Below are 22,625 nucleotides of genomic sequence, written 5' to 3'. Positions count from 1 at the left end.
CCGCGGGCGCGCGGCCCGGTCGGATCGGTCGTACGTCTCACAGGCCCGCGAGGGTCAGGGCGGACGCCGTGACGGAACGGGCGATGGTGGCCGCGAACTCTGTGCTGTGGTCCGGGTCGAGGAGAGTGTCCGCGGGGGTGTGGTACTGGCGGGTGCCCGTGCCGGGCGCGCCGTCGGGCGTGGCGAACAGGTCCTCGGAGACGGCGACGGCGGCCCATCCCCGCTCGTGGAAGCTCGCGTGGTCGCTGCGGCCCACGGCCGGGTCGTCGGGGCCCGTGAGCTGCTGCACCGTCACCTCGCCGTCGAACGCCGGGACGGTACGGGCGACCAGGCCGCCGAGGGCCTCGGACGCGGCCACGACCGGGCCGGGTACCGCGGAGCCGGCGTGGATCTCGACGACGGGCGTGGTGCCCTGCCGCCGGCCCGCGATCATGTCCATCTGGAAGACACCGGCGATGCGCTCGCCCGCCGCGGCGGCGGCCCGTGCGGAGAACTTGCTGCCGACCAGGCCCTGTTCCTCGGCGTTGAAGAGCACGAAGCGCACGCTGCGCGCCGGCGCCCGGCCGTCCGCGAGCAGGGCGTGCAGGCACTCGGCCGCGGCCAGGACCGCGGCGGTCCCGCTTCCGTCGTCGTCGGCGCCGGGGGCGGGGTCCACGGCGGGGTCGTAGGGACGCGGCTCTCCGTCCGCGTCGACGAAGTCGCCGCCGGCGGCGGTGGAGTCGAGGTGGGCGGTGACGAGGACGGTGGAGTCGGCGTCGGGGACCCGGTGTTCGGCCTCGACGTTGAACAGCCGGCGCCCGCGCCACGGGAACCGGTGCAGTCGCACGGTCAGTCCGAGGCCGAGGAGACGGCGGGCGAGTTCTTCGACGACACGCTGGTTGTCCTCGGTGGACGCGTCACGGCTGCGGACCCTCGGTGCCTCGCCCTCCCTGAGCGGTTCGACACCGGTGAGCCGGGCCACGTGGGCGCGCAGCGCCTCGGGGGTCACCGCGTCGCGGACCGCGGCGAGGGTCTCCGGGGAGGGTGGGCCGTCACCGGGGGCTCCGGCGGCCGGGCCCGCCTCCAGGCCCGCGGCCCAGGCCTCCCCGGGGCGGGAGAGGAGCGCCGGGTCGGGCAGCAGCCGTTCGGTGTGGCCGGGTTTCGCGCCCGGCGGGTGAACGTCCTCGACCGGGGTGCCGGCCGGAGCGGCGACGTACACCCCGCCCGGAGCGGGGCCCAGCGGCACGGGCGGCGGGATCGCCGTACGGGCCAGCGCGCCGGAGACCTGGCCGTACGCCTTTGTGGCGCGGGCCGTCGCCTCGGCGGCGGGAAGGGCGGTGACCGTGAGGCCGGGGGCGGACGTGTGCGGACGGTCGTCGCGGATCAGGAAGGCCGCCGTGTCCTGCACCGGTCCCCGCAAGTCGACGGGGAATCCCGCCCGTTGGAGGGCCTCGGAGCCCTGTGCGGTCACCATGGCAAGGACGAGCCGCTCGGAGGCGACGTGCACCGGCACCACTTCGGCCTCGTTCGCGACCGCCTCCAACTCGGCCGGCCCACGCCGCTCCGGCAGGGCGACGCGGGCCCAGAGGACGGGGCGGTTCTCCAGGGCGGCGAGGGTGAACACGGGGTGGGCGGCGGTACGCAGGCCCGCCTGCCCGGCGAAGGCGCGCTCGCGGGAGTCCTCGCCCACGAAGACGCACGCGTCGGCCGCCGCCGGCCCGCCCTCGACCGCCGTCGCGGCGACCGCCCGGTCGAAGATCGCGCGGCTGTCCTTCGGTCCCCAGAGCACGAGCCCGCTGTCGGTGAAACGGCCGGGGAACGCCTCCCGGAGCGCCGACGCGGCCCGCTCGGCGGCGCCTTGGCCCGGACCGGGGTGGGAGATGACGCCCTTGCGTACGTCACGGACGGCGTCGAGTACGGCGAGGACGCGCGGCCGGGGCCGGAGGGTCAGCGCACCGTCGGCCTCCAGGCGGGCGTCCGCCAAGGTCGCGCCGATGTCGAAGAAGAGCACGGGCATACCGGTGCCTCCGCACAGTGAACCGGTCCCGGAGTCGGATTCCGCCCTCTCCATCGTCCGCCCTCGGTCGCGGGCCCGCATCCCGGGCTGTACGGGACTTCCGTTGACCGCCGTACAGTTGAAGCGGATACGGGCCGGAAGCCGGGGCGTGCCTGCCGCCGGCCCACGCGACGGCCGCCGCTCTCACCTTCTCCGGCCCTCCGGGACCGCCCAGGCCGACCGGCCCCCGGCGCCCGCTCCCCCGAGGAATGCGGGCGCCCTCCCGCGGGACTTGGTCCGCGCGGTGCTGCGGGGCGGTCCTCTCGCGCCGCCCTAATCCGGGTCCGTCACGGTGATCGCGCCGACCGGACAGGCGCGCGCGGCCTCCCGGGTCATCGGGTCGTCGGTGCCGTCCTCGTGGCCGGGCAGGAGCGTGCTGTAGCCGTCGTCGTCCTGGGTGAAGACGCCGGGGGCGGCCAGGGCGCACTGGCCGGCGCCGATACAGGCGTCCGTGTCGATGTCGATGTGCATGGCCCGAGCCTCTTACCAGGTCACCGGGAGTTCCAGCATCCCCTGGATCGTGTCGCCCGGTTTGCAGGGAATCTCGTCGGCCGGGACGGCCAGGCGCAGGCCGGGAAGGCGGTCGAAGAGGGTGCGCAGGGCGATCTCCATCTCGGCGCGGGCGAGGTTCTGGCCCAGGCACTGGTGGATGCCGAAGCCGAACGCCACGTGGTGGCGGACGGGGCGGTGCCAGTCGAGGACGTCCGGGGTGGGGTAGGCGTCCGTGTCGCGGTTGATGACCGAGGTCGCGAAGACGACGCCCTCGCCGGCCCGGATCGTCGTCCCGGCCACCTCGATGTCCTCGGTGGCCTGCCGCAGCAGCCCGTCCGCGATCGACAGCACGCGCAGCAGCTCGTCGACGGCGGCGGGCAGCAGCGAGGGGTCGGCGCGCAGTTCGGCGAGCTGCTCGGGGTGCCGGAGGAGGGTGTAGGTGCCGAGGGAGATCATGTTGGCGGTGGTCTCGTGACCGGCGACCAGCAGGAGCGTGGCCAGGGAGACGGCCCCCGCGCGATCCACGGCGCCGGTCGCGACCCGCTCGTGGACCAGGGTGTCGAGGACGCCGTCACCGCGCGGTTCGCGCAGCTTGCGGTCGATCAGCGCGCCGAGGTAGGCGTCGAGGCGGTCGCGGGCGCCCCGCACCTCCCGCGGGTCCCGGCCGCGCAGCATCCGGCGGGACTGCTCCTCGAAGAACTCGTGGTCGGCGTAGGGCACGCCGAGCAGTTCGCAGATCACCGTCGAGGGCACGGGCAGCGCGAACGCGCTCACCAGTTCGGCGGGCGGGCCCTGGGCCAGCATGGCGTCGATGCGTTCGTCGACGATGCGCTGGATGGCCGGGCACAGCGCGGTGGCGCGTTTCAGGGTGAAGTCCGGCACCAGCATGCGTCGTTGCCCGTGGTGTTCGGGGTCGTCGACGTTCAGCAGGGAGGCCCGGCGGTCCCGGAGCGCCGTGAAGCGCGGTGAGGTCGTCGGGTAGCCGGGGCGGGTGCGGTCGCTCGACAGGCGGGGGTCCGCGAGCAGGGCACGGGCCAGGTCACGGCCGGTGACCAGCCACGCGGTGCCGCCGTCGTAGAGGGTGACGCGGGCCAGGGGGCGGGAGGCGCGCAGGGGGTCGTAGCCGGTGGGCGGGTGGAAGGGGCAGCTGCGGTCCTGCGGGAAGGCGACGGGCGCCGGGAGTTCGGTCGTGTCCTTCGGGTTCGCCGTGTCGATCGGGTTCGCCGTGTCCGTCGCGTCCGTCCGGCTCGTCGTGTCCGTCGGGCTCGTCGTGTCCGTCGGGTTCGTCATGGGGGGACCTCGCAGACGATGGGGCGTCGTGCCGATCGCCATTAGATGCCCCAGGCATCCAGATGGCGACGCTCAGTTCGGCCAGATCGACGCATCGGGCACTGTGGCCGGAACCGGCCGCCGCGAGGCGCGGCCGGAGCACGGAACGAGAAGGTCACCGCCCTGGCCCAGGAAATCCGGTTGCCGCCGGCCCGCCCCCACCCGCACGATCTGGCCATGCCCACCCACGCAGCTCTTCTGCCGCCGTTGCCCGCCGCCGTTCTGCCGGCGCGGCTCCAGCAGCAGCCCGGCCGTCACCGGAGGCCCGATCCCGCGCGCTCATGACGGCCGCGCTGGTCGCCGGCCTGGTCGCGGGGTACGGCATCGCCATCCCCGTCGGCGCGGTCGGGACCTACCTCGTCTCCCTCACCGCCCGCACGTCCCTGCGCACCGGCGTGTGCGCCGCGCTCGGCGTCGCCACCGCCGACGGGCTCTACGCCCTGCTGGCCACCGTCGGGGGCTCCGCGGTCGCCGCCGCCCTGCGCCCGGTGCTGGGGCCACTGCGCTGGGCCTCGGCCCTGGCGCTGCTGGCGCTGGCGGCGTGGGCCGCGGTGGCGGCCGTACGCCGGTACCGCGCCCACCGGCTCACCACCCGGGCCGACCCGCCCCCGCCCAGCCCGGCCCGGGCCTATCTGAGCCTGCTCGGCATCACCCTCCTCAACCCGGTCACGGTGGTCTACTTCGCCGCGCTGGTCCTCGGTACCGGCGGCGCCGACGCCGTACGCCCCCTGGAACAGGGCGCGTTCGTGGCGGCGGCCTTCGTCGCGTCCGCGAGCTGGCAGGTGCTGCTGGCCGGGGGCGGCGCCCTGCTGGGCCGTGCGCTGACCGGGCACCGGGGGCGGCTGGCGACGGCGCTCGTGTCCAGCGGAGTGATGACGGTGCTGGCCGTGCGCATGGTGTTCTAGGGGGTAGGCCTCACAGAGGGACGCGTGGTGGATGAAACCCGCCTGTGCCGGTGTTGAGGCACGGTGCGACTCGGACGCCAGGTGCCGACGACATGAAAAGACCTGATGAAGGGACGGAAACCATGCCTCTCGAGGGCGAGTACGAGCCCAGCCCGACCCAGTGGGTGCGTGAGCAGGTGGAGCTGTACGAGAGCTCCGGCGGCACGAAGGGCACGACACTGCGGGACACGGGGATGCCCGTCGTCGTGCTGACGACGCGGGGTGCGAAGAGCGGGAAGATCCGCAAAACGCCGCTGATGCGGGTCGAGCACGACGGGCGGTACGCCGTGGTCGCCTCCCAGGGCGGGGCGCCCACCCACCCGGTCTGGTACCACAACATCAAGGCCGATCCCCGGGTGGAGCTCCAGGACGGGCCGGTCAAGCAGGACATGACGGCCCGTGAGGTCACCGGCGCGGAGAAGGCCGAGTGGTGGGAGCGCGCCGTCGCCGCGTATCCGCCGTACGCCGAGTACCAGGAGAAGACCGACCGGGAGATTCCGGTCTTCGTCCTGGAGCCCGCCGACCCGAGCTGACCGCGGCCACCGGCCCCGGACCCGGACCCGGACAGAGCGCGTAGAAAAATCTGCCGGGGACGCGCATGGACGGGTGCGGGCCGGGCACCTGGAGGTCAGGCCCCGCCGCGCTCCCCCGTCGCGGCGGGGCCTTCTCCTGTCTCCCGGCGGTCGGTCACGTCGAGGAAGATCTGGTCCGCCTCGGGAACGGCGCGGGCGACGGACCGCTTGATGCGGACGGCGACCTCCTCGACCCGCTCGCTGTCCAGGCCCGGCACCAGGTCGACGCGGGCCGCCACGAGAGTGGAGTCGATGCCCGTCTTCATCGTGAACAGCGCCTCCACGCTGTCGATCTCCGGCTGGGCCGCCAGCAGGGCGTGGATCCGGCCGCCGGTCTCGGGGTCGGCGGCCTCACCGATCAGCTGGTCGCGGGCCTCGCGACCGAGCCCGTAGGCGACGTAGACGAGCAGCGCGCCGATCGCGAGCGAGGCGCACGCCTCCCACATCACCTCTCCGGTGACCATGTGCAGGGCCATGCCGGCCGCGGCCAGCGTGACGCCGAGCACCGCCGTGCCGTCCTCGGCGACGACCGTGCGCAGGGCGGGGTCGCGCAGTCCGGCGGTGCCGCCCTGCCGGCGCACCTGGTACAGGGCCCGCAGCAGCGAGGCACCCTCGGCGAGGAGGGCGACGCCGAGCACGATCAGGCCCGCGACATATCCGCCGAACTCCTCCTCGCCCCCGTTCCTGAGGGCCTCGATGCCCTGGAGGAAGGAGAAGCAGCCGCCCATGACGAAGATGCCGACGGCCGCGAGGAGGGACCAGAAGAAGCGTTCCTTGCCGTAGCCGAAGGGGTGGCGCCGGTCGGCCGGGCGGCGGCTGCGGCGCAGGGCGGCGAGGAGGAAGACCTCGTTGAGGCTGTCGGCGACGGAGTGCGCCGCCTCCGACAGCAGCGCGGGTGAGGCCGCGAGCAGGCCTCCGACCGCCTTGGCGACGGCGATGACCAGGTTGGCCGCGAGCGCCACCAGCACGGTGACGCGTGTCCTGCGGTCCGCCGCCTGTCCGGCGCGCTTCTCGCCATGCGCTGTTGTCGTCCTTTCGGGCTGTGGCCGCGTGGAGTGTTCCGAGGATGTCCCAGTCACCTCCGGCGGCTGCCCCGGCCGGTCGCCCTCACACCGTGCCGTCGGCGGAAAACGGGGAACGCGTTGTGCAGGACACACACGCACCACCAGCGGGAGGAACGATGAGCGGCGGGAGCGACGGCAACCGCGCCTACGGGCACAGGCCCTTCACGCGCTCCAAGAGCCACTTCACCGACCGGATCACCGCGGACGCCCGCGACGGCTGGCCGGTGGAGGCCGGCCGTTACCGGCTGGTGGTCAGCCTGGCCTGCCCCTGGGCGAGCCGGGCCGTGATCTCCCGGCGGTTGCTGGGGCTGGAGGAGGCTCTGCCGATGGCGATCGCCGACCCGGTCCAGGACGACCGCAGCTGGCGCTTCACCCTCGACCCCGACGGGCGCGACCCGGTCCTCGGCATCCGCTACCTCGCCGAGGCCTACGACAAGCGCGAGAGCGGCCATACGGGCGGGGTGAGCGTGCCGGCGGTCGTGGACGTGCCCAGCGGCAAGCTGGTCACCAACGACTTCCAGCGGATCACCCTCGACCTCGCCACCGAGTGGACCGGGCTGCACCGGCCCGGCGCGCCCGACCTGTACCCGCGGGAGCGGCGCGACGAGATCGACGCGGTCATGGCCGAGGTCTACGAGGACGTCAACAGCGGGGTGTACCGGGCGGGTTTCGCGACCGGGCAGGACGAGTACGACGAGGCGTGCGCGGGGGTCTTCCGGCGGCTGGAGTTGCTGGCGTCCCGGCTGGCCGGCCGGCGCTATCTCGTCGGCGACACGATCACCGAGGCGGACATCCGGCTGTTCACCACACTGGTGCGTTTCGACGCCGTCTATCACGGTCACTTCAAGTGCAACCGCTGGAAGCTGACGGAGAACCAGGTGCTCTGGGCGTACGCCCGGGACCTCTTCCAGACGCCCGGGTTCGGGGACACCGTCGACTTCGACCACATCAAGCGGCACTACTACCAGGTGCACTCCGGCATCAACCCGACCCGGATCATCCCCCTGGGACCCGAGTTGTCCGGCTGGCTGACCCCGCACCACCGGGAGGAACTCGGCGGCCGGCCGTTCGGCGACGGGACGCCGCCGGGCCCGGTGCGCGCCGGGGAGGAGGTCCCGTCCCGGGGCCGGCCCTGACCCCGCCCGCCCCCTCTTCCGACCGTTCCGTCCCTTTTCACATTCCTACGTCACAAGGAGGCCCACGTGGCCAAGAAACAGAAGCTCCCCCTCGTCTACCAGCCCGTCGGATTCGTGCTCGGCTGGGCGAGCGGAGCGCTCGCCGGGATGGCCTTCCGCAAGGTGTGGAAGGTGGTACGGCACGAGGACGACGCGCCCGACGCCCTGGACAAGGACCGTGGCTGGGGGGAGGTCCTGCTGGCCGCGGCGATCCAGGGCGCGATCTTCGCCGCGGTGCGCAGCGCGGCGGACCGCACGGGCGCGAAGGCGATCGAACGGTCCACGGGGGTGTGGCCGTCGAAGGAGAAGGGGGGTCGGGACTGACGTACGCGGGGCGGGGGCCGACCCCCGCCCCGCGTCTTCGGGGAGCGCCCCTCAGCCCTGCTTCGGTGCGGTGGAGGCCACCCGCCGCAAGGTGAAGGAGTGCCCGGCCGGGTCGGCGTAGCCGCGCTCCTCGTACGGGCCGGGGGCGCCCTTGGCCTCCAGGGGGCGGCCGCCGAGGCCCACCACCCTGCGCTCCGCCTCGTCCAGGTCGTCGACGAGGAAGTCCAGATGGGCCTGGAGGGAGTTCTCGGGGCGGGGCCAGCTGGGCGGGGTCGCGTTCACGTCCCGGCGGAAGGCCAGCCGGGTACCGCCGGCGCCCTCGATCTCCACACGGTTGGCGGTGGCGTCGGTCTCCTGGGCGTCCAGCAGCCCCTTGTAGAACTCGGCGAGCTTCTCGGGCTCGGCGCAGTCGAGCACCACGACGCCCGCTTTCACCAGTGCCATGTCTCCTCCGCAGTGTCGGTGCCGGGGACGGACCGGCACCGCCCCCGAACCTTGCGGATACCCCGGTTTCAGTCGCCCACCAGCCACTCCCCGTCCCGCATCAGTTCCCGCCCGTCGCCCTCGCCCGGCGTACGCCAGGCCTGGATGCGGCGGGGCAGGATGCGGAAGAACAGGTAGGGCGCGGCCAGCAGGCGCGGGTCGAAGCCGGTCTTGCCGGCGAAGATTTCGGCGTCCTCCTCCGGCAGTTCGGCGGGCGGCACCGCCACCGCGGTGCCCTCGACCAGGACGCGGTCGTCGGTCGGGCCGATGCCGAGACGGGTGACGCCCGTGGTGCGCAGATTGCTGCCGGTGGGGCTGGTGGCCGGGGTGGCGACGAGCAGGGTGGCGCCGTCCCACACGAAGGAGAGCGGGACGAGGTGGGGGGCGGCGCCGTCCTCGGCGGCCGTGGCGACCCAGGCGTCGACGTCGTGTTCCAGCCTGCGCAGGACGTCGTGCCTGCGCTGCTGTGGGGAGCGTGCGGATGCTGCTGAGGTCATGTCTCCAGTGTGCGCGGAGAGCCCTTCTCCCGGACGACCGAGCTCTTCTCCGAAGTGACACCCAGAAACTTCCTGGACAGCTGTCCAGCTATAGTGGACACCTGTCCAAGATGGTCCGGAAGTGGGGAAGACCGTGGAAGCCGTCGCGAACGTGCTGGTGGCCCTGGTGGCCGCGCTGCACGTCTACATCCTGGTGATGGAGATGTTCCTGTGGCAGAGGAAGCCGGGGCGGTCGTTCCACGGCTTCGACCCGGACATGGCGCGGGCGACCGCGGCGCTGGCCGCCAACCAGGGGCTGTACAACGGGTTCCTCGCCGCGGGCCTGGTGTGGGGACTGATCGCCGCCGACCCGACCGGCTTCCGCGCGCAGGTCTTCTTCCTGAGCTGCGTGATCGTCGCGGGCGTGTACGGCGCCGTCACGGCGAACCGCCGGATCCTGGTCGCGCAGGCCCTGCCCGGCGCCCTGGCCCTGGCCGCCGTCCTCGTCGCACGGTGAGCCGCGCCGAGCCCGAGGACCCGCGGGCGGCGCGCACCCGGGCGCGGCTGCGGGCGGCCCTCCTCGAGGAGTGCGCCGAGCGGCCGCTGGAGGAGGTCGGGGTCGCCGCGCTGGTCCGCCGGGCGGGCGTGGGCCGGGCCACCTTCTACGTGCACTACGCCGACCTGGAGGCCCTCGCGGTCGACGCCTGCGCGGACGTCGTCCGCGAGGCCGTCGAGGCGCTCCACGCCTGGCCGGGGCGGCCCGATCCGGTGCGGGCCCCGGCGGCGCTCACGGAGTTCTTCGCCTCGCTCACCCCGCACACGGCGCTGTACCGCGCCCTGCTCGCCCCGGGCGGCGGCGGGCCGCTCGGCCGGGTACTGCACCGGGATCTGCGGGCGTACAGCCTGCGCGAGCGCGAGCGGGCGGGGGCCGCGGACGCGCCGCTGGTCGCCTCGGCCGTCGCCGCGACCTTCGCCGGGGTGCTGGCCGACTGGCTGCACGGCATGCTCGAGGCCACGCCGGCCGAGATCGCCGACCAGGTCTGGCAGTTGCTGGTCGCCCTGCACGCGAGCCGGTGAGGCGTCACATGCAGCCCACGCCGTCCTTGGCCGAGGGCCAGGCCTCGACTCCGTCGGGCGTGCGGACGTAGGCCGTCGCGCGGTCGTCCGTCAGCCACAACTGCCAGTCCCGGTAGCGGTATCCGGTGTCGTGCGCGTCGGCGGGCATCGGGACGTCGCCGTCGTACGGGGCGTTCAGCATGCCGGGGTCGAGGACGCCGTCGGGGTCGCGGACGTACGTCCGGCTGTCCGCGCCCCGGCCCAGCGCCAGGAAGCGCGCCTCCTGCCAGCCGCAGTGTTCCGCGCCGGCCGAGGTGTGGATCCGCGCGACCGGCTGCCGCTCGCCGTTCTCGTCGGTCCAGACCTCGTACCACGAGGAGTCGGTGAAATCCGCCGGGAGTTCGGCCGGATCGCAGGAGGCGTTGGTCTCCGGGCCCCAGCCGGGCCGGCCCTCCTGGTCCCGGGCGACCACCACCGCCACCTTGGTCCTGCCGCCGACGTCGAAGGAGTACAGGACCCGGTCCGCGCTGCGACGCTCCACGCGGTAGCCGTGGCGCGGGACCTCCGGGTCGAACAGGTCGAAGTAGAGCCCCAGGCCCTCCTCAGGGCTGTCCCCTCCGTCGCGCCGGCTCCATCCGTCGGGCCCGCCGCCCCCGTAGATCTCCCCGTCGCACTCCAGCGCCCGGCCCGCCGCACCGGACGCGACGCGCAGTGCGTGCGGCGTGCTGTCGTCCAGGGCCTGGGTGGGCACGTCCAGCGGACCGCCGTACGGTGACGCCGGCGGCGTGCCCTCGACCACGACGTCCCGCCCGCTCCCGTGGCCGCACGCCACCGCCGTCACGGCCGCCAGCACCGTCACCGCCATGAACCCTCCGCGCATTACCGCCCCTGTTCCACCGGCTGCCCTTGCGTCTCTGCGACGCGGCAGCGGCCCGGAACGTTCAGCGGGTCGTCTGGAACGTTCTGCGGTACGCCTGGGGCGAGACCCCGATCGCCGCGTGCAGGTGCTGGCGCAGCGAGGCTCCGGTGGCGAAACCGACCCGGCCGGCGATCTGGTCCACCGTCAGGTCGCTCGCCTCCAGCAGGTGCCGGGCGTGCTCCACGCGCTGCTGGATGAGCCAGCGGCCGGGGCTGGTGCCCACCTCGTCGTGGAAGCGGCGGGCGAAGGTGCGCAAACTCATCCGGGCGTGCGCGGCGAGGTCGGCCAGGGTGAGGGGCTCGCCGAGGCGGGCCAGCGCCCAGGCGCGGGTGGCCGCCGTGCTCGCGGCGCCGGCCTCGGGCACCGGCTGCTCGATGTACTGGGCCTGGCCGCCGTCCCGGAAGGGCGGGACGACGCAGCGGCGGGCCACCTTGTTGGCGAGGTCGCTGCCGTGGTCCTTGCGCACCAGGTGCAGGCAGACGTCGACGCCGGAGGCGGCGCCGGCCGAGGTCAGCACCCGGCCGTCGTCGACGAACAGGACGTCCGGGTCGAGGTCGACGTGCGGGAACATCCGGCGGAAGTGGTCGGCGAGTTGCCAGTGCGTGGTGGCCCGGCGGCCGTCGAGGAGACCGGCGGCGGCCAGCACGAAGGCGCCGGTGCAGATGGAGACGATGCGCGCGTCGGGACGGATGCGGGCGAGCGCGGCGGCGACCGGGGCGGGGAGGTCGGCGCCGACCCGGGAGGGCGAGACGGGAGCGATGACCACGGTGCCGGCCGTCTCCAGCACCTCGGGGCCGTGCTCGACGCCGACGGTGAAGTCGGCGTTGGTGTGCACCGGTTGGCCGTCCACCGTGCAGGTCAGCACCTCGTAGCGGCCGTCGGCCGCGCCGAGGATGCGGCTCGGGATGCCCAGCTCGAAGGGGTAGACGCCGTCGAGGGCCAGGACGACCACGCGTTCGGGACGCTGCTGCTTGCCACGCATGGCACGATCCTATCGAAGAGTGGCAATCTTGCCATTCCCCGGGGGTGCGGCCTTTGGCAGGGTGGGGTGTCATGAGCACTGAGCGCACGATGCGTGTCATCCGACAGGACGTCCTCGGCGGTCCCGAGGTCCTGAGGGAAGCAGAGGTGGAGCGGCCCGAGCCGCGTCCCAACGAGGTACTGGTCCGGGTGCGGGCCGCAGGCGTCAACCCGACCGACTGGAAGCACCGCGCGAACGGCGGCTTCCTCGGCCGGCCCCCGTTCGTCCTGGGCTGGGACGTCTCCGGCACGGTCGAGGCGGTGGGCATCGGCGTCGCCGCCTTCCGGCCGGGGGACGACGTCTTCGGCATGCTGCCCTACCCGTACGGCCACGGCTCGCACGCCGAGTACGTCATCGCCCCCGTCCGCGCCCTGTGGCACAAGCCCGCCGGGATCGACCACGTCCAGGCTGCCGCGCTGCCGCTGGTCTCGCTGACCGCCCTGCAGGCACTGGACGAGGTCGCCGGTCTGCGGGCCGGGCAGCGGGTCCTGATCCACGCGGCGGCCGGCGGCGTCGGGCACGTGGCCGTGCAGATCGCCAAGGAGCGCGGCGCGTACGTGATCGGCACGGCGAGCGCGGGCAAGCACGACTTCCTGCGGCAACTCGGCGCCGACGAGGTGATCGACTACCGGGAGACGGAGGTCACCGAGGCCGTGAAGGACGTCGACGTGGTGCTGGACACCCTCGGGGGGAGCACGTCGACGGACTCGCTGCGCGTGCTGCGCCCGGCGGGTGTCGTGGTGTCGATCCTGCCGGTCGGGTCGCAGGCGTTCTTCGAGGAGGCCGAGGCGCTCGGCGTCCGCGCGGTGCGCATGCTCGTCGACGCCGACCGGGCCGGGATGCGGACGATCGCCGAGCTCGTCGAGGCGGGCACGCTGCGGGCCACCATCGCCGGGACCTTCCCGCTGGCCGATGCCGCCGAGGCGCACCGGCTCGGCGACACCGGCCGGACCACCGGGAAGCTGGTCCTCACCGTGGACTGACGGTTCGTCACCTCACCCGCGGAACGGAAGCGCGGGCTTGATCGTCCGGCCCCCGGTGATGTCCCGCGCCGCCCGGTCGATGTCGCCGAACGCGTAGGTGCCGATCAGGCGGTGCGGCGGCAGCCGCCCCTCCTTCACCAGCCGGACGAGGGCCGGGCGTGCTGGAGCGGCACGACGGACCGTCGGCCGCGCAACCGGCCCGGGACTCCTTCGTCACCGCCCGGTCCGTCGCCGACCTGGTGCGCTTCCCGCAGAGCCGCGGTCCGATCCACCGCGAGCGCAATCCGCGCAACCGGCGCGAGCGGCTGACCCCGCTCACCGAGGAGGGCCGCGAACCGCCGGCACGGCACGCGGGACCGGTGCGGGAGCTGGAGGAACGCAGGGGGCGGGACCTCACGGACCGCCAGGCCGACCAGTTCCGGCCGGCCCTCGCCCAGGCGTGGCAGGCCCTGTCGTAGGGCAGGACCCGGGACCTCCGCAGGCCTGCCCCATTGCCCGGTCGAAACCCCGCCGTCCAACCTGTCCCGGGCCGCGTCACGGCTTCGCTGTACGGCCTGTCGCAGGCCGGGGCGCGGTCCCGCCGCGGCCCACCACCCACCCCTTCGCTCACGACGCGAAGAAACTCGGTCGAGACACGCCCTCAATTCGAAGACATATGTCAACCGAACATGCTGGAATTCACTCCAACGGGGGTAACTTGCTGGGGCGGGGAACTGCGGTGCGCTCCCCCGCCGTTGAAGGCTCCCGACCGGTGGAGCGGGTTGGAGGCGATGTCGTCGTGCAGCAGGAACCCGCAGCGGACACCCCGCACCTGCGCGTCCGCCAGGAGCGGGGATACACGGTGCTGGAGTTCCGCGGCGAGATCGACATCGTCGCGGCGGCGGAGATCACCCCGCGCCTCGACGACGCCACGGCGGGCTCCGCCCCGCGGGTCGTGATCGACCTGGGCCGGATCGACTTCTTCGACTGCTCCGGGCTGCGCCTGCTCTACCGCGCCCGCGCCCGGGTCCTGGAGCACGGCGGGCATCTGCACCTCGTCTGCACCCATCCGCTGACCCTGCGCGTCCTGCGGGCCACCGGGCTGTCCCGGCTGCTGCCGCCCGCCCCGACGCTGGACGCGGCCCTGGAACAGCCCGAGGCCACGTCCGGCTCGTTATGACCGCGCTCCGGCGCGACCACCTCGTTCCGGTGCGCTGCTCGACACTCCTCGTGACCCGGCCGGCGTCGGCCGTCCGCCGCCCCCACGGAGGGGACGAGCTCACCCCCCTCCCCCCCCTCGCCTCACCGCCGGCTACGCACTGCGCGGCGCGTCGAACAGGGCGCTGACGGACTCACCGTTGTGGATCCGGCGCACCGCCTCGGCGAGCGCCGGGGCGACGGTCAGGATCCGCAGCTTGTCCGTGTGCTCCTCGGCGGGTACGGGCACGGTGTTGGTGCACACGATCTCCAGGACGTCCTCCTGCTCGCTGAGCCGCTTGAGGGCACCGGCCGCGAACAGGCCGTGCGTGCAGGCCACCCGGATCGTTCTCGGGGACGACTCCCGCAGCCGGTCGAGGAGTTCCAGCACGGTACTGCCCTTGGCGATCTCGTCGTCGAGGACGATGACGTCCCGGCCGGTGACCTCACCGATCACGGAGCTGATGCTGACCCGGTCGTCGGGGAAGCGCTGCTTGGCACCGGCCGCGACCTGGGCGCCGATCATGCGGGCGAACGCGGCCGCCTCCTTGGCGTTGCCGAGGTCGGGTGAGACGACGGTGGTGCGGGTGAGGTCGTAGCGGCGGAAGTGGGCGGCCAGCTCGCGCCGGGCGTGCAGATGGTCGACGGGCACCGAGAAGAATCCGTGCACCTGGGGCGAGTGCAGGGTCATGGCGAGGACCCGGTGCACGCCGGCCGCCGCGATCAGGTCGGCGACCAGGCGTCCGCCCAGGGAGATGCGCGGGGCGTCCTTCTTGTCGGAGCGGGCGTAGGAGTAGTGCGGCATGACGACGGTGATCCGGCCCGCGGACGCCCCGCGGGCCGCGTCGCACATCAGCAGCAGTTCCACCAGGTGCTCCTGCACGGGCCGCACCAGCGGCTGCACCAGGAAGACGTCCCGTTCCCGGCAGTTGGCCTGGAGCTGGACCTCGAGGCAGTCGTTCGCGAACCGGCTGACCTGGGTGGGGCTCAGGGGGACGCCCAGGTGGGCGCAGACCTCGGCGGCGAGGTCGGGGTGGGCGCTGCCGCTGAACACGGAGATGTCTCGCACGATCGGCTCCTCGTATGACCTCGGCGCGGCGGGGCTCTCCTGACGTGGATCTCTCATGCTTGCGGATCCCTCCCACCCCGTCACCCTCACGACCGCCGGAACCGGACGGCCGCCCGCCGGTGGCCGGACGGATGCCGGGGTTCTCGCGCCCGCGGCTCGGGAGGAGGACGGTGGGCTGGTTGGGCGTACGGCCGGGCCGGGGGCCGACGGGGGCTTGCGGAACGCGCGGGGGGCGGCCCGGGTGGCGGACCGCCTCCGGGGCGGCGGAGCCGGGGCGGTCGTGGGTGGGGACGCCGGTCCACCGCCCGGGCCGCAGGCCACCGCGGTCCTGAACGACGGTATCCACACGCTCCCCGCTCCCCGCGTGCCGTGCCGCGGGACGGGGCACCGGCGGACGGCGCTCCGCGCCGTACCACGGGCGCTCTGTCACAGCTCCTCAACAGCCCGGCCTGACAGGGACTTTGGCGGGAATCCGCTCAGGAGAAAGGAGGACCGCCGCCATGACGACTCCCATCAAGCGCCTCCCCAGGCGCATGCCCGGCTGGGCCAAGGCCCTCACCGCCGTCCTGCTGGTGCTCGTCGTCCTGTTCGCCGGGATCCGGCTGAGCCTGCTGCCGGGCCTGCGCGACGTCTTCGGGACCGAGACCCGGGACCGTTCGGGTCCCGCACTGCTGAAGTCGATCCAGGACATGAGCCGTTACGACGCCGCCTCCGGCAACTTCCAGGTCGTCGTGGACCTGGAGAAGGACGCCAAGTACCTCCCCGACGCACTCCGCGGCACCCGCACCCTGTACGTGGGGGCGGGCACCGTGGACGCCTACGTCGACCTCGGCCAGGTCGGCGAGAAGGACGTGACGGTCGACGACGACCGCACGTCGGCCACCCTCAGGCTGCCCCACGCCCGGCTCGGCACCCCGGCCCTCGACCCCGACCGCTCCTACGCGGTCTCCAAGCAGCGGGGTCTCCTCGACCGCCTCGGCGACCTCTTCTCGGACAACCCCAACGGCGAGCAGGCCGTGCAGAAGCTCGCCGTCCGGCACATCGGCGACGCGGCGAAGGACAGCGAGCTGACCGCGCGCGCCGAGGCCAACACCACCGACATGCTCCAGGGCCTGCTGCGCTCCCTCGGCTTCGAGGAGGTGCGCGTGACGTACGGCGCCTGACGCGCGACGGGCCGGGCCGGGGGCCGGCCGCCGACGCCCGCTTTTTCGGGGTGGCCGTCGACGGCCACCCCTTTCGGCGAGGCCGGGAGCGGCCGCCCCTCCGGCATCCTCCGGCCGTTCATGGGTAACCGGCATACCACTCTGGCAGGTTGAAGACTGGAGGACCGCATGGCCCGTGCAGCCCTACGTCCGCGCGTTGTCCTGCGCGCCCGCAACGCGTTCCGTCCGCGCGCCGCCAGGCCCGGGAAGTCGGCGCCGGCCGAGCCGGCCGTCAGGCCCGCCGAGGAGACCGGGGCCAAGGCGACGAAGGGCCGGTGGACGAGGCGCGGGCGGGAGGAGGACCCCAGGCCCGCCGGGCGCCGGCCGCTGCCGTTCCCGCTGCGGCTGCTGGCGATGCTGCTGGCCTTCGCGTTCATGGTGGGCTTCGCCGTCGTGCTCGCCCGCGTGACCCTGGAGCCGTCACCCGCCTCCGAGGCGCTGGTCCACTCCAACCTGCGGCCGGGCCGCTCGCTGCAGGCCTATCTCGACCAGCCCGAACTGCGCGAGGCGGTCCGGCAGATCGGTGGCAACCTGCTGCTGGGCGTACCGTTCGGCGTGCTGGTGCCGGTCCTCGCGCCCCGGGCGCGCGGCCTGCTGCGCGTGCTGCTGCTGACGGCTTCCGTGATGCTCCTGGTGGAGTTCGCGCAGGGCGCGCTGGTCACCGGGCGCGCCTTCGACATCGACGACGTCATCCTGAACACGACGGGCGCGCTGATCGGCTACCTGCTCGTGGGCCGCCGGATGAGCCGCGCGGTCCACGCGCGCGAGCGGCACGCGTGACGGGCGCGACCGGCGGGGGCGGTCGCGCCAGGGCCTGACCGGCGGATCAGCGCGGGTGCCAGGTGTACCGGTCACCCCCCACCCAGCGCACCACGTCCGGGTCGTCCAGGTCGTGCACCGTGATGCCGAAGGCGGCGGCGGCCTGGAGGACGTCGGTGACGGCCCTCGCCTCGCCGACCACCTCGCCGTCGATTTCCACGATGCGGAACGGCGACGTGCCTGGCTGTACCCCGAGCACCGTGATCCGCGGATGGGAGATGTAAGGGCTCGCGATTTCGGTCATGTCATAGAGCGTAGAACGCAACCCGCGGGTACGAATCTCCCGGTTTGTCCGAGCCGTCTCATCGCTTTCCGCCGTCGAGCAGATCCAGCACCGCCGCCTCGACCGCGCCCTGGGTGGCCGGGCGCCCGAAGTCCCCGTGTTCGCCCAGCCGGGTGAGCGCGGGGGCGATGGTGCGGCCCTGCTCGAAGTGCTCGAAGACCTGCGGGTCGATGTAGGAGGCCCGGCACACGGCGGGGGTGTTGCCGAGGTAGCGGCTCACCTCCCGCACCGCCCGGGCGGCCTGCCGGCGACGGGCGGCGGGGGTGGCGCGGGCCTCCTTCGTGGTGACGGCGAGGGCGACCGCGGCGAGCACGGTGGCGTGCCAGGTCCGGAAGTCCTTGGCGGTGGTGTCGGTGCCGGCCAGCCGCCGCAGCGCCTCGTTGAGGTGGCTCCCGCGCAGCTCGTGCCAGGCGCCGTCCTCCCAGTAGGCCAGCAGTCGCGGCCCGCCGCGGCGTCGCCGCAGCAGGGCCCGGACCACTGCGTGGGCCTGCTCGTCCACCAGCGCCCGGACCATCTCGGTGCCACCCTTCGCCGGGAAGCGGAACGCGAGCTCGCCGCGGCCGCAGCTGACGTGCTCACGCAGCATCGTGGTCAGGCCGTACGTCTCGCTCACCTTGGTGTGCCGGTCGCTGCCGATGCGGAAGAAGCCGAGGTCCAGCAGGCGTACGGCGCACGCGGTGACGCGGGCCCGGCTCAGGCCGCGTCCGGCGAGGTCGGCGCGGACCCGGGCGCGCACATCCGGCAGGGCGCGGGCGACCTGCCGGACGTGCTCGTGCTTGGCCTGCTCCTGCCGGGAGCGGAACTCCTCGTGGTACAGGTACTGACGGCGGCCGGCGTCGTCGGTGCCGACGGCCTGGAGGTGGCCGTTGGGCCAGGGGCAGATCCACACGTCCCGCCAGGCGGGCGGGACGGTCAGGGCCCGGATCCGGGCGAGCTGCTCGGGGTCGGTGAGGGGCTCGCCGTGCTGGTCGAGGTAGCGGAAGCCGCGGCCGCAGCGGACGCGGGTGAAGCCGGGCCGGTCGCTGGAGCTGGTGCGCAGTCTCATCGGTTCAGGGACGGCGCCAGTCGTCGCTGCCCAGGTGCGAGCCGGCCTGCGGGCCCATGCGCAGCATGCCGCCGTCCACGCTCCAGGAGGCGCCGGTGACGTACGAGGCGTCGGGGCCGGCGAGGAAGGCGATGACGGCGGCGACCTCACGGGCGTCGCCGGGCCGGCCGAGCGGGACGCCGGGGCGGTCGACGGTGTGCACGTCGGTGTCCTCCTGCCCGGTCATGGGCGTGGCGATCTCGCCGGGGGCGACGGCGTTGACGGTGATCCCGTACTCGGCGAGCTCCAGCGCCATGACCTGGGTGAGCAGGCCGAGGCCGCCCTTGGCGGCGCAGTAGGGGGCGGCGCCGACCCGCGGCTGGTGCTCGTGGACGGAGGTGACGTTGACGATCCGGCCACCGTCGCCCTGCCGGATCATGTGCCGGGCCGCCCTCTGTCCGCACAGGAACGGGCCGACCAGGTCGATGTCCAGCACCCGGCGCACCTCGTCCAGTTCCAGGTCGAGGAACGGCGTCATGATGCCGGTACCGGCATTGTTGACCAGCACGTCCAGCCGGCCGAGCCGGTCGCACAGCTCGTCGACGGCGTCGGCTGCGCTGGGCAGCCGGGTGAGGTCCATCTGCGCCACGGCGGCCCGCCGGCCGTGCGCGAGGACCTCCGCGGCGGTCTTCTCGGCGCCCTTGAGGTCGGTGTTCCAGGTGATGCCGACGTCCATCCCGGCCTGGGCCAGGCGTACGGCGGTGGCGCGGCCGATCCCGGAGTCGGCGCCGGTGATCACGGCCACTGTGGGCCGGGGAGCGGGAGGGACGGACATCACGGCCTCCTCGTGAACGGCGGGGCTGGTGGGACGGCGCAGTACCCGAGTGGGTACGGAACAAACCGCGCGGCGAACCGCCGCCCCGTCGTGCGGGCCGGGTGGAGCTGGGGAACTCTGGAGCCAGACGTGACGACGGAGCCCGCGAGCCAGGAGGTGGTGATGGATCCCGTCGAGGCCCTGGACCGGATCGCGTTCCTGCTGGAGCGCTCCCTGGCGCCGACGTACCGGGTGCGCGCCTTCCGCACCGCGGCCCGTGCGCTGGGGCGGCTGCCGGCCGGGGAGGTCGAGGAGCGGGCGGCCGCGGGGACGCTGGAGTCGCTCAAGGGCGTCGGCCCCAAGACGGCCCAGGTGGTGCGCGAGGCACTGGCCGGGCGCGTTCCGGCCTACCTGGAGAAGCTGGAGGGTGAGGCCGGCAAGCCCCTCACGGACGGCGGCGGCGCGCGGCTGCGGGCGCTGCTGCGCGGGGACTGCCACGTGCACTCCGACTGGTCGGACGGCGGCAGCCCGATCGAGGAGATGGGACGGGCGGCGGCCGCGCTGGGACACCAGTGGGCGGCGCTCACCGACCACTCGCCGCGTCTGACGGTGGCCCGTGGGCTGTCGCCGGACCGGCTGCGCCGGCAACTGGAGGTGGTGGAGGAGCTCAACGCGACCTGGGCACCGTTCCGGCTGCTGACCGGCATCGAGTGCGACATCCTCGATGACGGCTCCCTCGACCAGGAGCCGGAGCTGCTGGAGCGGCTCGACGTGGTGGTGGTGTCCGTGCACTCCAAGCTGCGCATGGACGCCCGCGCGATGACCCGCCGCATGGTGAACGCCGTCCGCGATCCGCACGCCGACGTGCTCGGCCACTGCACCGGGCGGCTGGTGACCGGACGGGGGCGGCCGGAGTCGCAGTTCGACGCCGACGAGGTGTTCGCCGCGTGCGCCGAGTCGGGTACGGCCGTGGAGATCAACAGCCGGCCCGAGCGGCTCGACCCACCCCGGCGGCTGCTGCGCCGGGCCGTGGAGGCGGGCGTGCTGTTCTCGGTCGACACCGACGCGCACGCGCCCGGCCAGCTGGACTGGCAGATCCTCGGCTGCGAGCGGGCCGAGGAGTGCGGGGTGCCCGCGGAGCGGGTGGTGACGACCTGGCCGCTAACGGACCTGCTGGCCTGGACCCGGGAGGGCAGGGTGCCGACGGGCGTGGCGGGCGCCTGACGTGGTACCCGGGGCGCTCGCCCGCTCGGACACCCGCGAGAGCGCCGCCCGCTCGGGCACGCCCGTGAGAGAAAGGACCCCGGATGGAACGCGCCGCCGTCTTCGACGTCGACGGCACCCTCGTCGACACCAACCATCTGCACGTCGTGACCTGGTGGGAGGCGCTGCGGCAGGCCGGCCACCGGGTCCCGATGCACGCCGTGCACCGGGCGATCGGCCTGGGTTCGGCCGACCTGGTCGCCCACCTCCTGGGTGAGGACCGCGACAGGGACCAGGACGCCGGCCTGAGCGCCGCCCACAAGGCCCTGTACGGGCAGTACTTCGACCGTCTCCCCGCGCTGCGGGACGCCGGGCCGCTGCTGAAGCGGCTGCACGGCGACGGCTGGACGATCGTGCTCGCCACCTCGGCGAGCGGATCGGAACTCACGGCGCTGCGGCGCGCCCTCGACGCCGACGAGGCGATCACGGCCACGGCCAGCGCGGACGACGTCGAGGAGGGCAAGCCGGCGCCGGAGCCCGTCGAGCACGCCCTGGAGCTCGCCGGGGTACCCGCCGAGCGGGCCGTGTTCGTCGGCGACACCGTCTGGGACATGCGTGCGGGGCGCCGGGCCGGCGTGCGCTGTGTGGGCGTGCTGTGCGGTGGCATCCCGCGCGCCGACCTGGAGGAGGCGGGCGCCGAGGCGATCTACGCCGACCCGGCCGACCTGCTGGCCTCGCTGGAGGACAGCCCCCTGGCATGAGCATCCGCGTCGGAACGTCGGGAACGCCGAAGACACCGGGAGAACCGGAAACATCGGGAACGGAAGGAGCGGGGGCCCGCTGGGCGGAGGCCGTACGACGGGAGGCGGGCGCCGCCGGCCGGGCCGTACGGGCGGCCTGGGCCGGTCCCGGCCGCGAGCGGGACCTGGTCGTGCAGTCGCTCAAGGCGGCGCTGGCCGCGGCGCTCGCCTGGTTCGTGGCGAGCGACTGGCTGAACGACCCGATGGCCCTGATGGCTCCCTGGGTGGCGCTGGTCCTGGTGCAGGCCACGGTGTACGGCTCGCTGCGCCAGGCCGCCCAGCAGTGGACGGCGATCTGCGTGGGCACCCTGCTCGCCTCGGCGGCGCAGGCGCTGACCGGGAACACCCTGGGCGCGCTCGCGCTGTCCGTGCCGCTGCTGATGCTGCTGGCGCACTGGCCCCGCTTCGGCGACCAGGGCATCTACGCGGCCACCACGGCCGTGTTCACGCTGGCCTCGGGCGCGGTGTCGGTGTCGGCGGTGGGACACCGGGTCGGGCAGGCGGCACTCGGCGCGGTGATCGGGGTGGCCGTCAACGCGCTCGTGCTGCCGCCGGTGCATCTGCGGGACGTCCGCGAGAACCTCGCGGCGCTGACCCGGGAGGCGGGCGAGGCGCTGCACGCGGTCGCCGCCGGGCTCCGGGACGGCGAGTGGGACACGGCGACGGCCGCGGACTGGTCGCGCCGGGCCGACCGGCTCGAACGGCGGTGCGAGGGACTGCGGTCGGCGCGGAGCTGGAGCCGCGAGAGCCTGCGGCTGACCGCGGGTCCGTTGCGGGCGCTGCACCGGGTGCCGCTCGATGTGCCGCCGGAGTCGGAGGACGCCCGCTGGGGCCGGGTGTCGGACCATGTCACGGCGCTGACCCGCACCCTGGCGGTCGCGGCCGACGACGACCGTGCCCCGGCCCCGCCCCGGGCGGAGGCGCTGCGGATCTACGCCCGGCTGCTGGCACTGATCGGCGACGCGTGCGCTGCCCAGTCCGAGCGTTTCCTGGACGCGGGCGCGGCCGCGGGCGGAGTGGAGGGGTTCGAGGCGGGGAGGGCCGAGGAGGAGATGGAAGAGCTGCGCGGCCGGCTGCAGCACAGTCTGCGCGACCATGCCGGGGAGGGGGCCGCGCACACGGCCGTGCTCGGGACGCTGCTGCTCCAGGCGGAGAACCTGTGGGTGGAGGCCCTTCCCGGCGCCCGGCGGGAGAACCGGGCGGAGTGACGCGGATCACCGCGAACCGGGGCGGGGAAGGGAACACCGCCCGGTGGTTCGCCGTTGAACAGTCCGTGGGTACGGATGGGACAGTGTCCCCGGGCCTCACCTTTTGCCCACAGGGACGATCGTTCGGCTGAAGCCCTGTGGAGCCTTTCGCCGA

General features: G+C 74.1%; 26 protein-coding genes and 1 pseudogene. 14 read left to right on the top strand and 13 right to left on the bottom strand.

Annotation, left to right across the window (positions count from 1 at the left end):
• Window positions 1–37: 37 nt before the first annotated feature.
• From ACIBBD_RS12330 to ACIBBD_RS12320, 3 genes are all read right to left on the bottom strand, one after another.
• Window positions 38–1,996 (bottom strand): M28 family metallopeptidase, encoded by a 1,959-nt coding sequence (locus tag ACIBBD_RS12330; protein ID WP_399419279.1) that lies wholly within the window; start codon window positions 1,994–1,996, stop codon window positions 38–40.
• A 312-nt stretch (window positions 1,997–2,308) separates the two neighbouring features.
• Window positions 2,309–2,506 carry a ferredoxin gene (locus ACIBBD_RS12325; protein WP_399419278.1) on the bottom strand — a complete coding sequence of 66 codons (198 nt, stop codon included), beginning with the start codon at window positions 2,504–2,506 and terminating at the stop codon, window positions 2,309–2,311.
• A gap of 12 nt (window positions 2,507–2,518) precedes the next feature.
• Window positions 2,519–3,817 carry a cytochrome P450 gene (locus ACIBBD_RS12320; protein ID WP_399419277.1) on the bottom strand — a complete coding sequence of 433 codons (1,299 nt, stop codon included), beginning with the start codon at window positions 3,815–3,817 and terminating at the stop codon, window positions 2,519–2,521.
• A 320-nt stretch (window positions 3,818–4,137) separates the two neighbouring features.
• Between ACIBBD_RS12320 and ACIBBD_RS12315 the strand changes: the two genes are divergently transcribed.
• Window positions 4,138–4,761, top strand: coding sequence for a LysE family transporter (locus ACIBBD_RS12315; protein ID WP_399419276.1), 624 nt, complete (start codon window positions 4,138–4,140; stop codon window positions 4,759–4,761).
• Between the two features lie 122 nt (window positions 4,762–4,883).
• On the top strand, window positions 4,884–5,333 hold the full coding sequence (locus tag ACIBBD_RS12310) for a nitroreductase family deazaflavin-dependent oxidoreductase (protein ID WP_399419275.1): 450 nt from the start codon (window positions 4,884–4,886) through the stop codon (window positions 5,331–5,333).
• A 95-nt stretch (window positions 5,334–5,428) separates the two neighbouring features.
• Here the strand turns inward: ACIBBD_RS12310 and ACIBBD_RS12305 are convergent, their stop codons facing one another.
• Window positions 5,429–6,340, bottom strand: a complete 912-nt coding sequence (locus ACIBBD_RS12305) for a cation diffusion facilitator family transporter (RefSeq protein WP_399419274.1) — start codon at window positions 6,338–6,340, stop codon at window positions 5,429–5,431.
• Between the two features lie 212 nt (window positions 6,341–6,552).
• Here ACIBBD_RS12305 and ACIBBD_RS12300 point away from each other — a divergent pair, with 212 nt between their 5' ends.
• Together ACIBBD_RS12300 and ACIBBD_RS12295 are read left to right on the top strand one after the other, a co-directional pair.
• On the top strand, window positions 6,553–7,572 hold the full coding sequence (locus ACIBBD_RS12300; protein ID WP_399419273.1) for a glutathione S-transferase family protein: 1,020 nt from the start codon (window positions 6,553–6,555) through the stop codon (window positions 7,570–7,572).
• A 66-nt stretch (window positions 7,573–7,638) separates the two neighbouring features.
• Entirely contained in the window at window positions 7,639–7,935 is a 297-nt protein-coding gene (locus tag ACIBBD_RS12295) for a DUF4235 domain-containing protein (RefSeq protein WP_399419272.1), read from the top strand.
• A 51-nt stretch (window positions 7,936–7,986) separates the two neighbouring features.
• Here the strand turns inward: ACIBBD_RS12295 and ACIBBD_RS12290 are convergent, their stop codons facing one another.
• Both ACIBBD_RS12290 and ACIBBD_RS12285 read right to left on the bottom strand, forming a co-directional pair.
• Window positions 7,987–8,379, bottom strand: a complete 393-nt coding sequence (locus ACIBBD_RS12290; RefSeq protein WP_399419271.1) for a VOC family protein — start codon at window positions 8,377–8,379, stop codon at window positions 7,987–7,989.
• Between the two features lie 68 nt (window positions 8,380–8,447).
• A complete protein-coding gene (locus ACIBBD_RS12285; protein ID WP_399419270.1) occupies window positions 8,448–8,915 on the bottom strand; it encodes a pyridoxamine 5'-phosphate oxidase family protein in 468 nt (155 codons plus the stop codon).
• A 133-nt stretch (window positions 8,916–9,048) separates the two neighbouring features.
• On the opposite strand from ACIBBD_RS12285, the gene ACIBBD_RS12280 reads away from it, so the two are divergent.
• Window positions 9,049–9,411, top strand: coding sequence for a DUF1304 domain-containing protein (locus tag ACIBBD_RS12280; RefSeq protein ID WP_399419484.1), 363 nt, complete (start codon window positions 9,049–9,051; stop codon window positions 9,409–9,411).
• Window positions 9,408–9,971: a TetR/AcrR family transcriptional regulator gene (locus ACIBBD_RS12275; protein WP_399419269.1), complete on the top strand. Its 564-nt coding sequence runs from the start codon at window positions 9,408–9,410 to the stop codon at window positions 9,969–9,971. The genes ACIBBD_RS12280 and ACIBBD_RS12275 overlap by 4 nt, the downstream gene beginning before the upstream one ends.
• Window positions 9,972–9,975: 4 nt before the next feature.
• On the opposite strand, the gene ACIBBD_RS12270 is transcribed toward ACIBBD_RS12275, so the two are convergent.
• Together ACIBBD_RS12270 and ACIBBD_RS12265 are read right to left on the bottom strand one after the other, a co-directional pair.
• A complete protein-coding gene (locus ACIBBD_RS12270; protein ID WP_399419268.1) occupies window positions 9,976–10,830 on the bottom strand; it encodes a hypothetical protein in 855 nt (284 codons plus the stop codon).
• Window positions 10,831–10,891: 61 nt separating this feature from the next.
• Window positions 10,892–11,851, bottom strand: a complete 960-nt coding sequence (locus tag ACIBBD_RS12265) for a GlxA family transcriptional regulator (RefSeq protein WP_399419267.1) — start codon at window positions 11,849–11,851, stop codon at window positions 10,892–10,894.
• Window positions 11,852–11,922: 71 nt separating this feature from the next.
• Between ACIBBD_RS12265 and ACIBBD_RS12260 the strand changes: the two genes are divergently transcribed.
• On the top strand, window positions 11,923–12,873 hold the full coding sequence (locus ACIBBD_RS12260; protein ID WP_399419266.1) for an NADP-dependent oxidoreductase: 951 nt from the start codon (window positions 11,923–11,925) through the stop codon (window positions 12,871–12,873).
• A 12-nt stretch (window positions 12,874–12,885) separates the two neighbouring features.
• Here the strand turns inward: ACIBBD_RS12260 and ACIBBD_RS12255 are convergent, their stop codons facing one another.
• Window positions 12,886–13,011, bottom strand: a complete 126-nt coding sequence (locus ACIBBD_RS12255; protein ID WP_399419265.1) for a hypothetical protein — start codon at window positions 13,009–13,011, stop codon at window positions 12,886–12,888.
• Between the two features lie 20 nt (window positions 13,012–13,031).
• Between ACIBBD_RS12255 and ACIBBD_RS12250 the strand changes: the two are divergent.
• Together ACIBBD_RS12250 and ACIBBD_RS12245 are read left to right on the top strand one after the other, a co-directional pair.
• Window positions 13,032–13,331, top strand: a pseudogene (locus tag ACIBBD_RS12250) (MarR family transcriptional regulator); the annotation flags it as partial.
• Window positions 13,332–13,651: 320 nt separating this feature from the next.
• Window positions 13,652–14,032, top strand: a complete 381-nt coding sequence (locus ACIBBD_RS12245) for an anti-sigma factor antagonist (RefSeq protein ID WP_399419264.1) — start codon at window positions 13,652–13,654, stop codon at window positions 14,030–14,032.
• A 132-nt stretch (window positions 14,033–14,164) separates the two neighbouring features.
• Here ACIBBD_RS12245 and ACIBBD_RS12240 read toward each other — a convergent pair whose 3' ends face one another.
• Entirely contained in the window at window positions 14,165–15,118 is a 954-nt protein-coding gene (locus tag ACIBBD_RS12240; protein ID WP_399419263.1) for a ribose-phosphate diphosphokinase, read from the bottom strand.
• Window positions 15,119–15,618: 500 nt separating this feature from the next.
• Between ACIBBD_RS12240 and ACIBBD_RS12235 the strand changes: the two genes are divergently transcribed.
• Both ACIBBD_RS12235 and ACIBBD_RS12230 read left to right on the top strand, forming a co-directional pair.
• The gene (locus ACIBBD_RS12235; RefSeq protein ID WP_399419262.1) at window positions 15,619–16,281 is read left to right on the top strand and encodes a DUF4230 domain-containing protein; all 663 of its coding nucleotides are present in this window, start codon (window positions 15,619–15,621) and stop codon (window positions 16,279–16,281) included.
• Window positions 16,282–16,449: 168 nt separating this feature from the next.
• A complete protein-coding gene (locus ACIBBD_RS12230; RefSeq protein WP_399419261.1) occupies window positions 16,450–17,100 on the top strand; it encodes a VanZ family protein in 651 nt (216 codons plus the stop codon).
• Between the two features lie 46 nt (window positions 17,101–17,146).
• Here ACIBBD_RS12230 and ACIBBD_RS12225 read toward each other — a convergent pair whose 3' ends face one another.
• Genes ACIBBD_RS12225 through ACIBBD_RS12215 form a run of 3 tightly spaced genes read right to left on the bottom strand, consistent with a single transcriptional unit; the run spans window position 17,147 to window position 19,281 of the window.
• Complete coding sequence (locus ACIBBD_RS12225; RefSeq protein WP_399419260.1) at window positions 17,147–17,383, bottom strand: hypothetical protein; 237 nt, start codon at window positions 17,381–17,383, stop codon at window positions 17,147–17,149.
• Between the two features lie 58 nt (window positions 17,384–17,441).
• A complete protein-coding gene (locus ACIBBD_RS12220) occupies window positions 17,442–18,467 on the bottom strand; it encodes a DNA topoisomerase IB (RefSeq protein ID WP_399419259.1) in 1,026 nt (341 codons plus the stop codon).
• 4 nt (window positions 18,468–18,471) lie between these two features.
• Window positions 18,472–19,281: an SDR family oxidoreductase gene (locus ACIBBD_RS12215; protein WP_399419258.1), complete on the bottom strand. Its 810-nt coding sequence runs from the start codon at window positions 19,279–19,281 to the stop codon at window positions 18,472–18,474.
• Between the two features lie 162 nt (window positions 19,282–19,443).
• On the opposite strand from ACIBBD_RS12215, the gene ACIBBD_RS12210 reads away from it, so the two are divergent.
• The 3 genes from ACIBBD_RS12210 (at window position 19,444) to ACIBBD_RS12200 (ending at window position 22,471) form a co-directional block, all read left to right on the top strand.
• Window positions 19,444–20,484 carry a PHP domain-containing protein gene (locus ACIBBD_RS12210; RefSeq protein WP_399419483.1) on the top strand — a complete coding sequence of 347 codons (1,041 nt, stop codon included), beginning with the start codon at window positions 19,444–19,446 and terminating at the stop codon, window positions 20,482–20,484.
• Window positions 20,485–20,567: 83 nt separating this feature from the next.
• Window positions 20,568–21,224 (top strand): HAD family hydrolase, encoded by a 657-nt coding sequence (locus ACIBBD_RS12205; RefSeq protein ID WP_399419257.1) that lies wholly within the window; start codon window positions 20,568–20,570, stop codon window positions 21,222–21,224.
• Window positions 21,221–22,471, top strand: a complete 1,251-nt coding sequence (locus tag ACIBBD_RS12200; RefSeq protein ID WP_399419256.1) for an aromatic acid exporter family protein — start codon at window positions 21,221–21,223, stop codon at window positions 22,469–22,471. The genes ACIBBD_RS12205 and ACIBBD_RS12200 overlap by 4 nt, the downstream gene beginning before the upstream one ends.
• The last annotated feature ends 154 nt before the right edge of the window (window positions 22,472–22,625 follow it).

The sequence above is a fragment of the Streptomyces sp. NPDC051315 genome, assembly GCF_044455165.1.
Taxonomy (GTDB): Bacteria; Actinomycetota; Actinomycetes; order Streptomycetales; family Streptomycetaceae; genus Streptomyces.
Note: the sequence above shows the minus strand (reverse complement) of the source record. Positions and strands in the feature narration are given on the sequence as shown.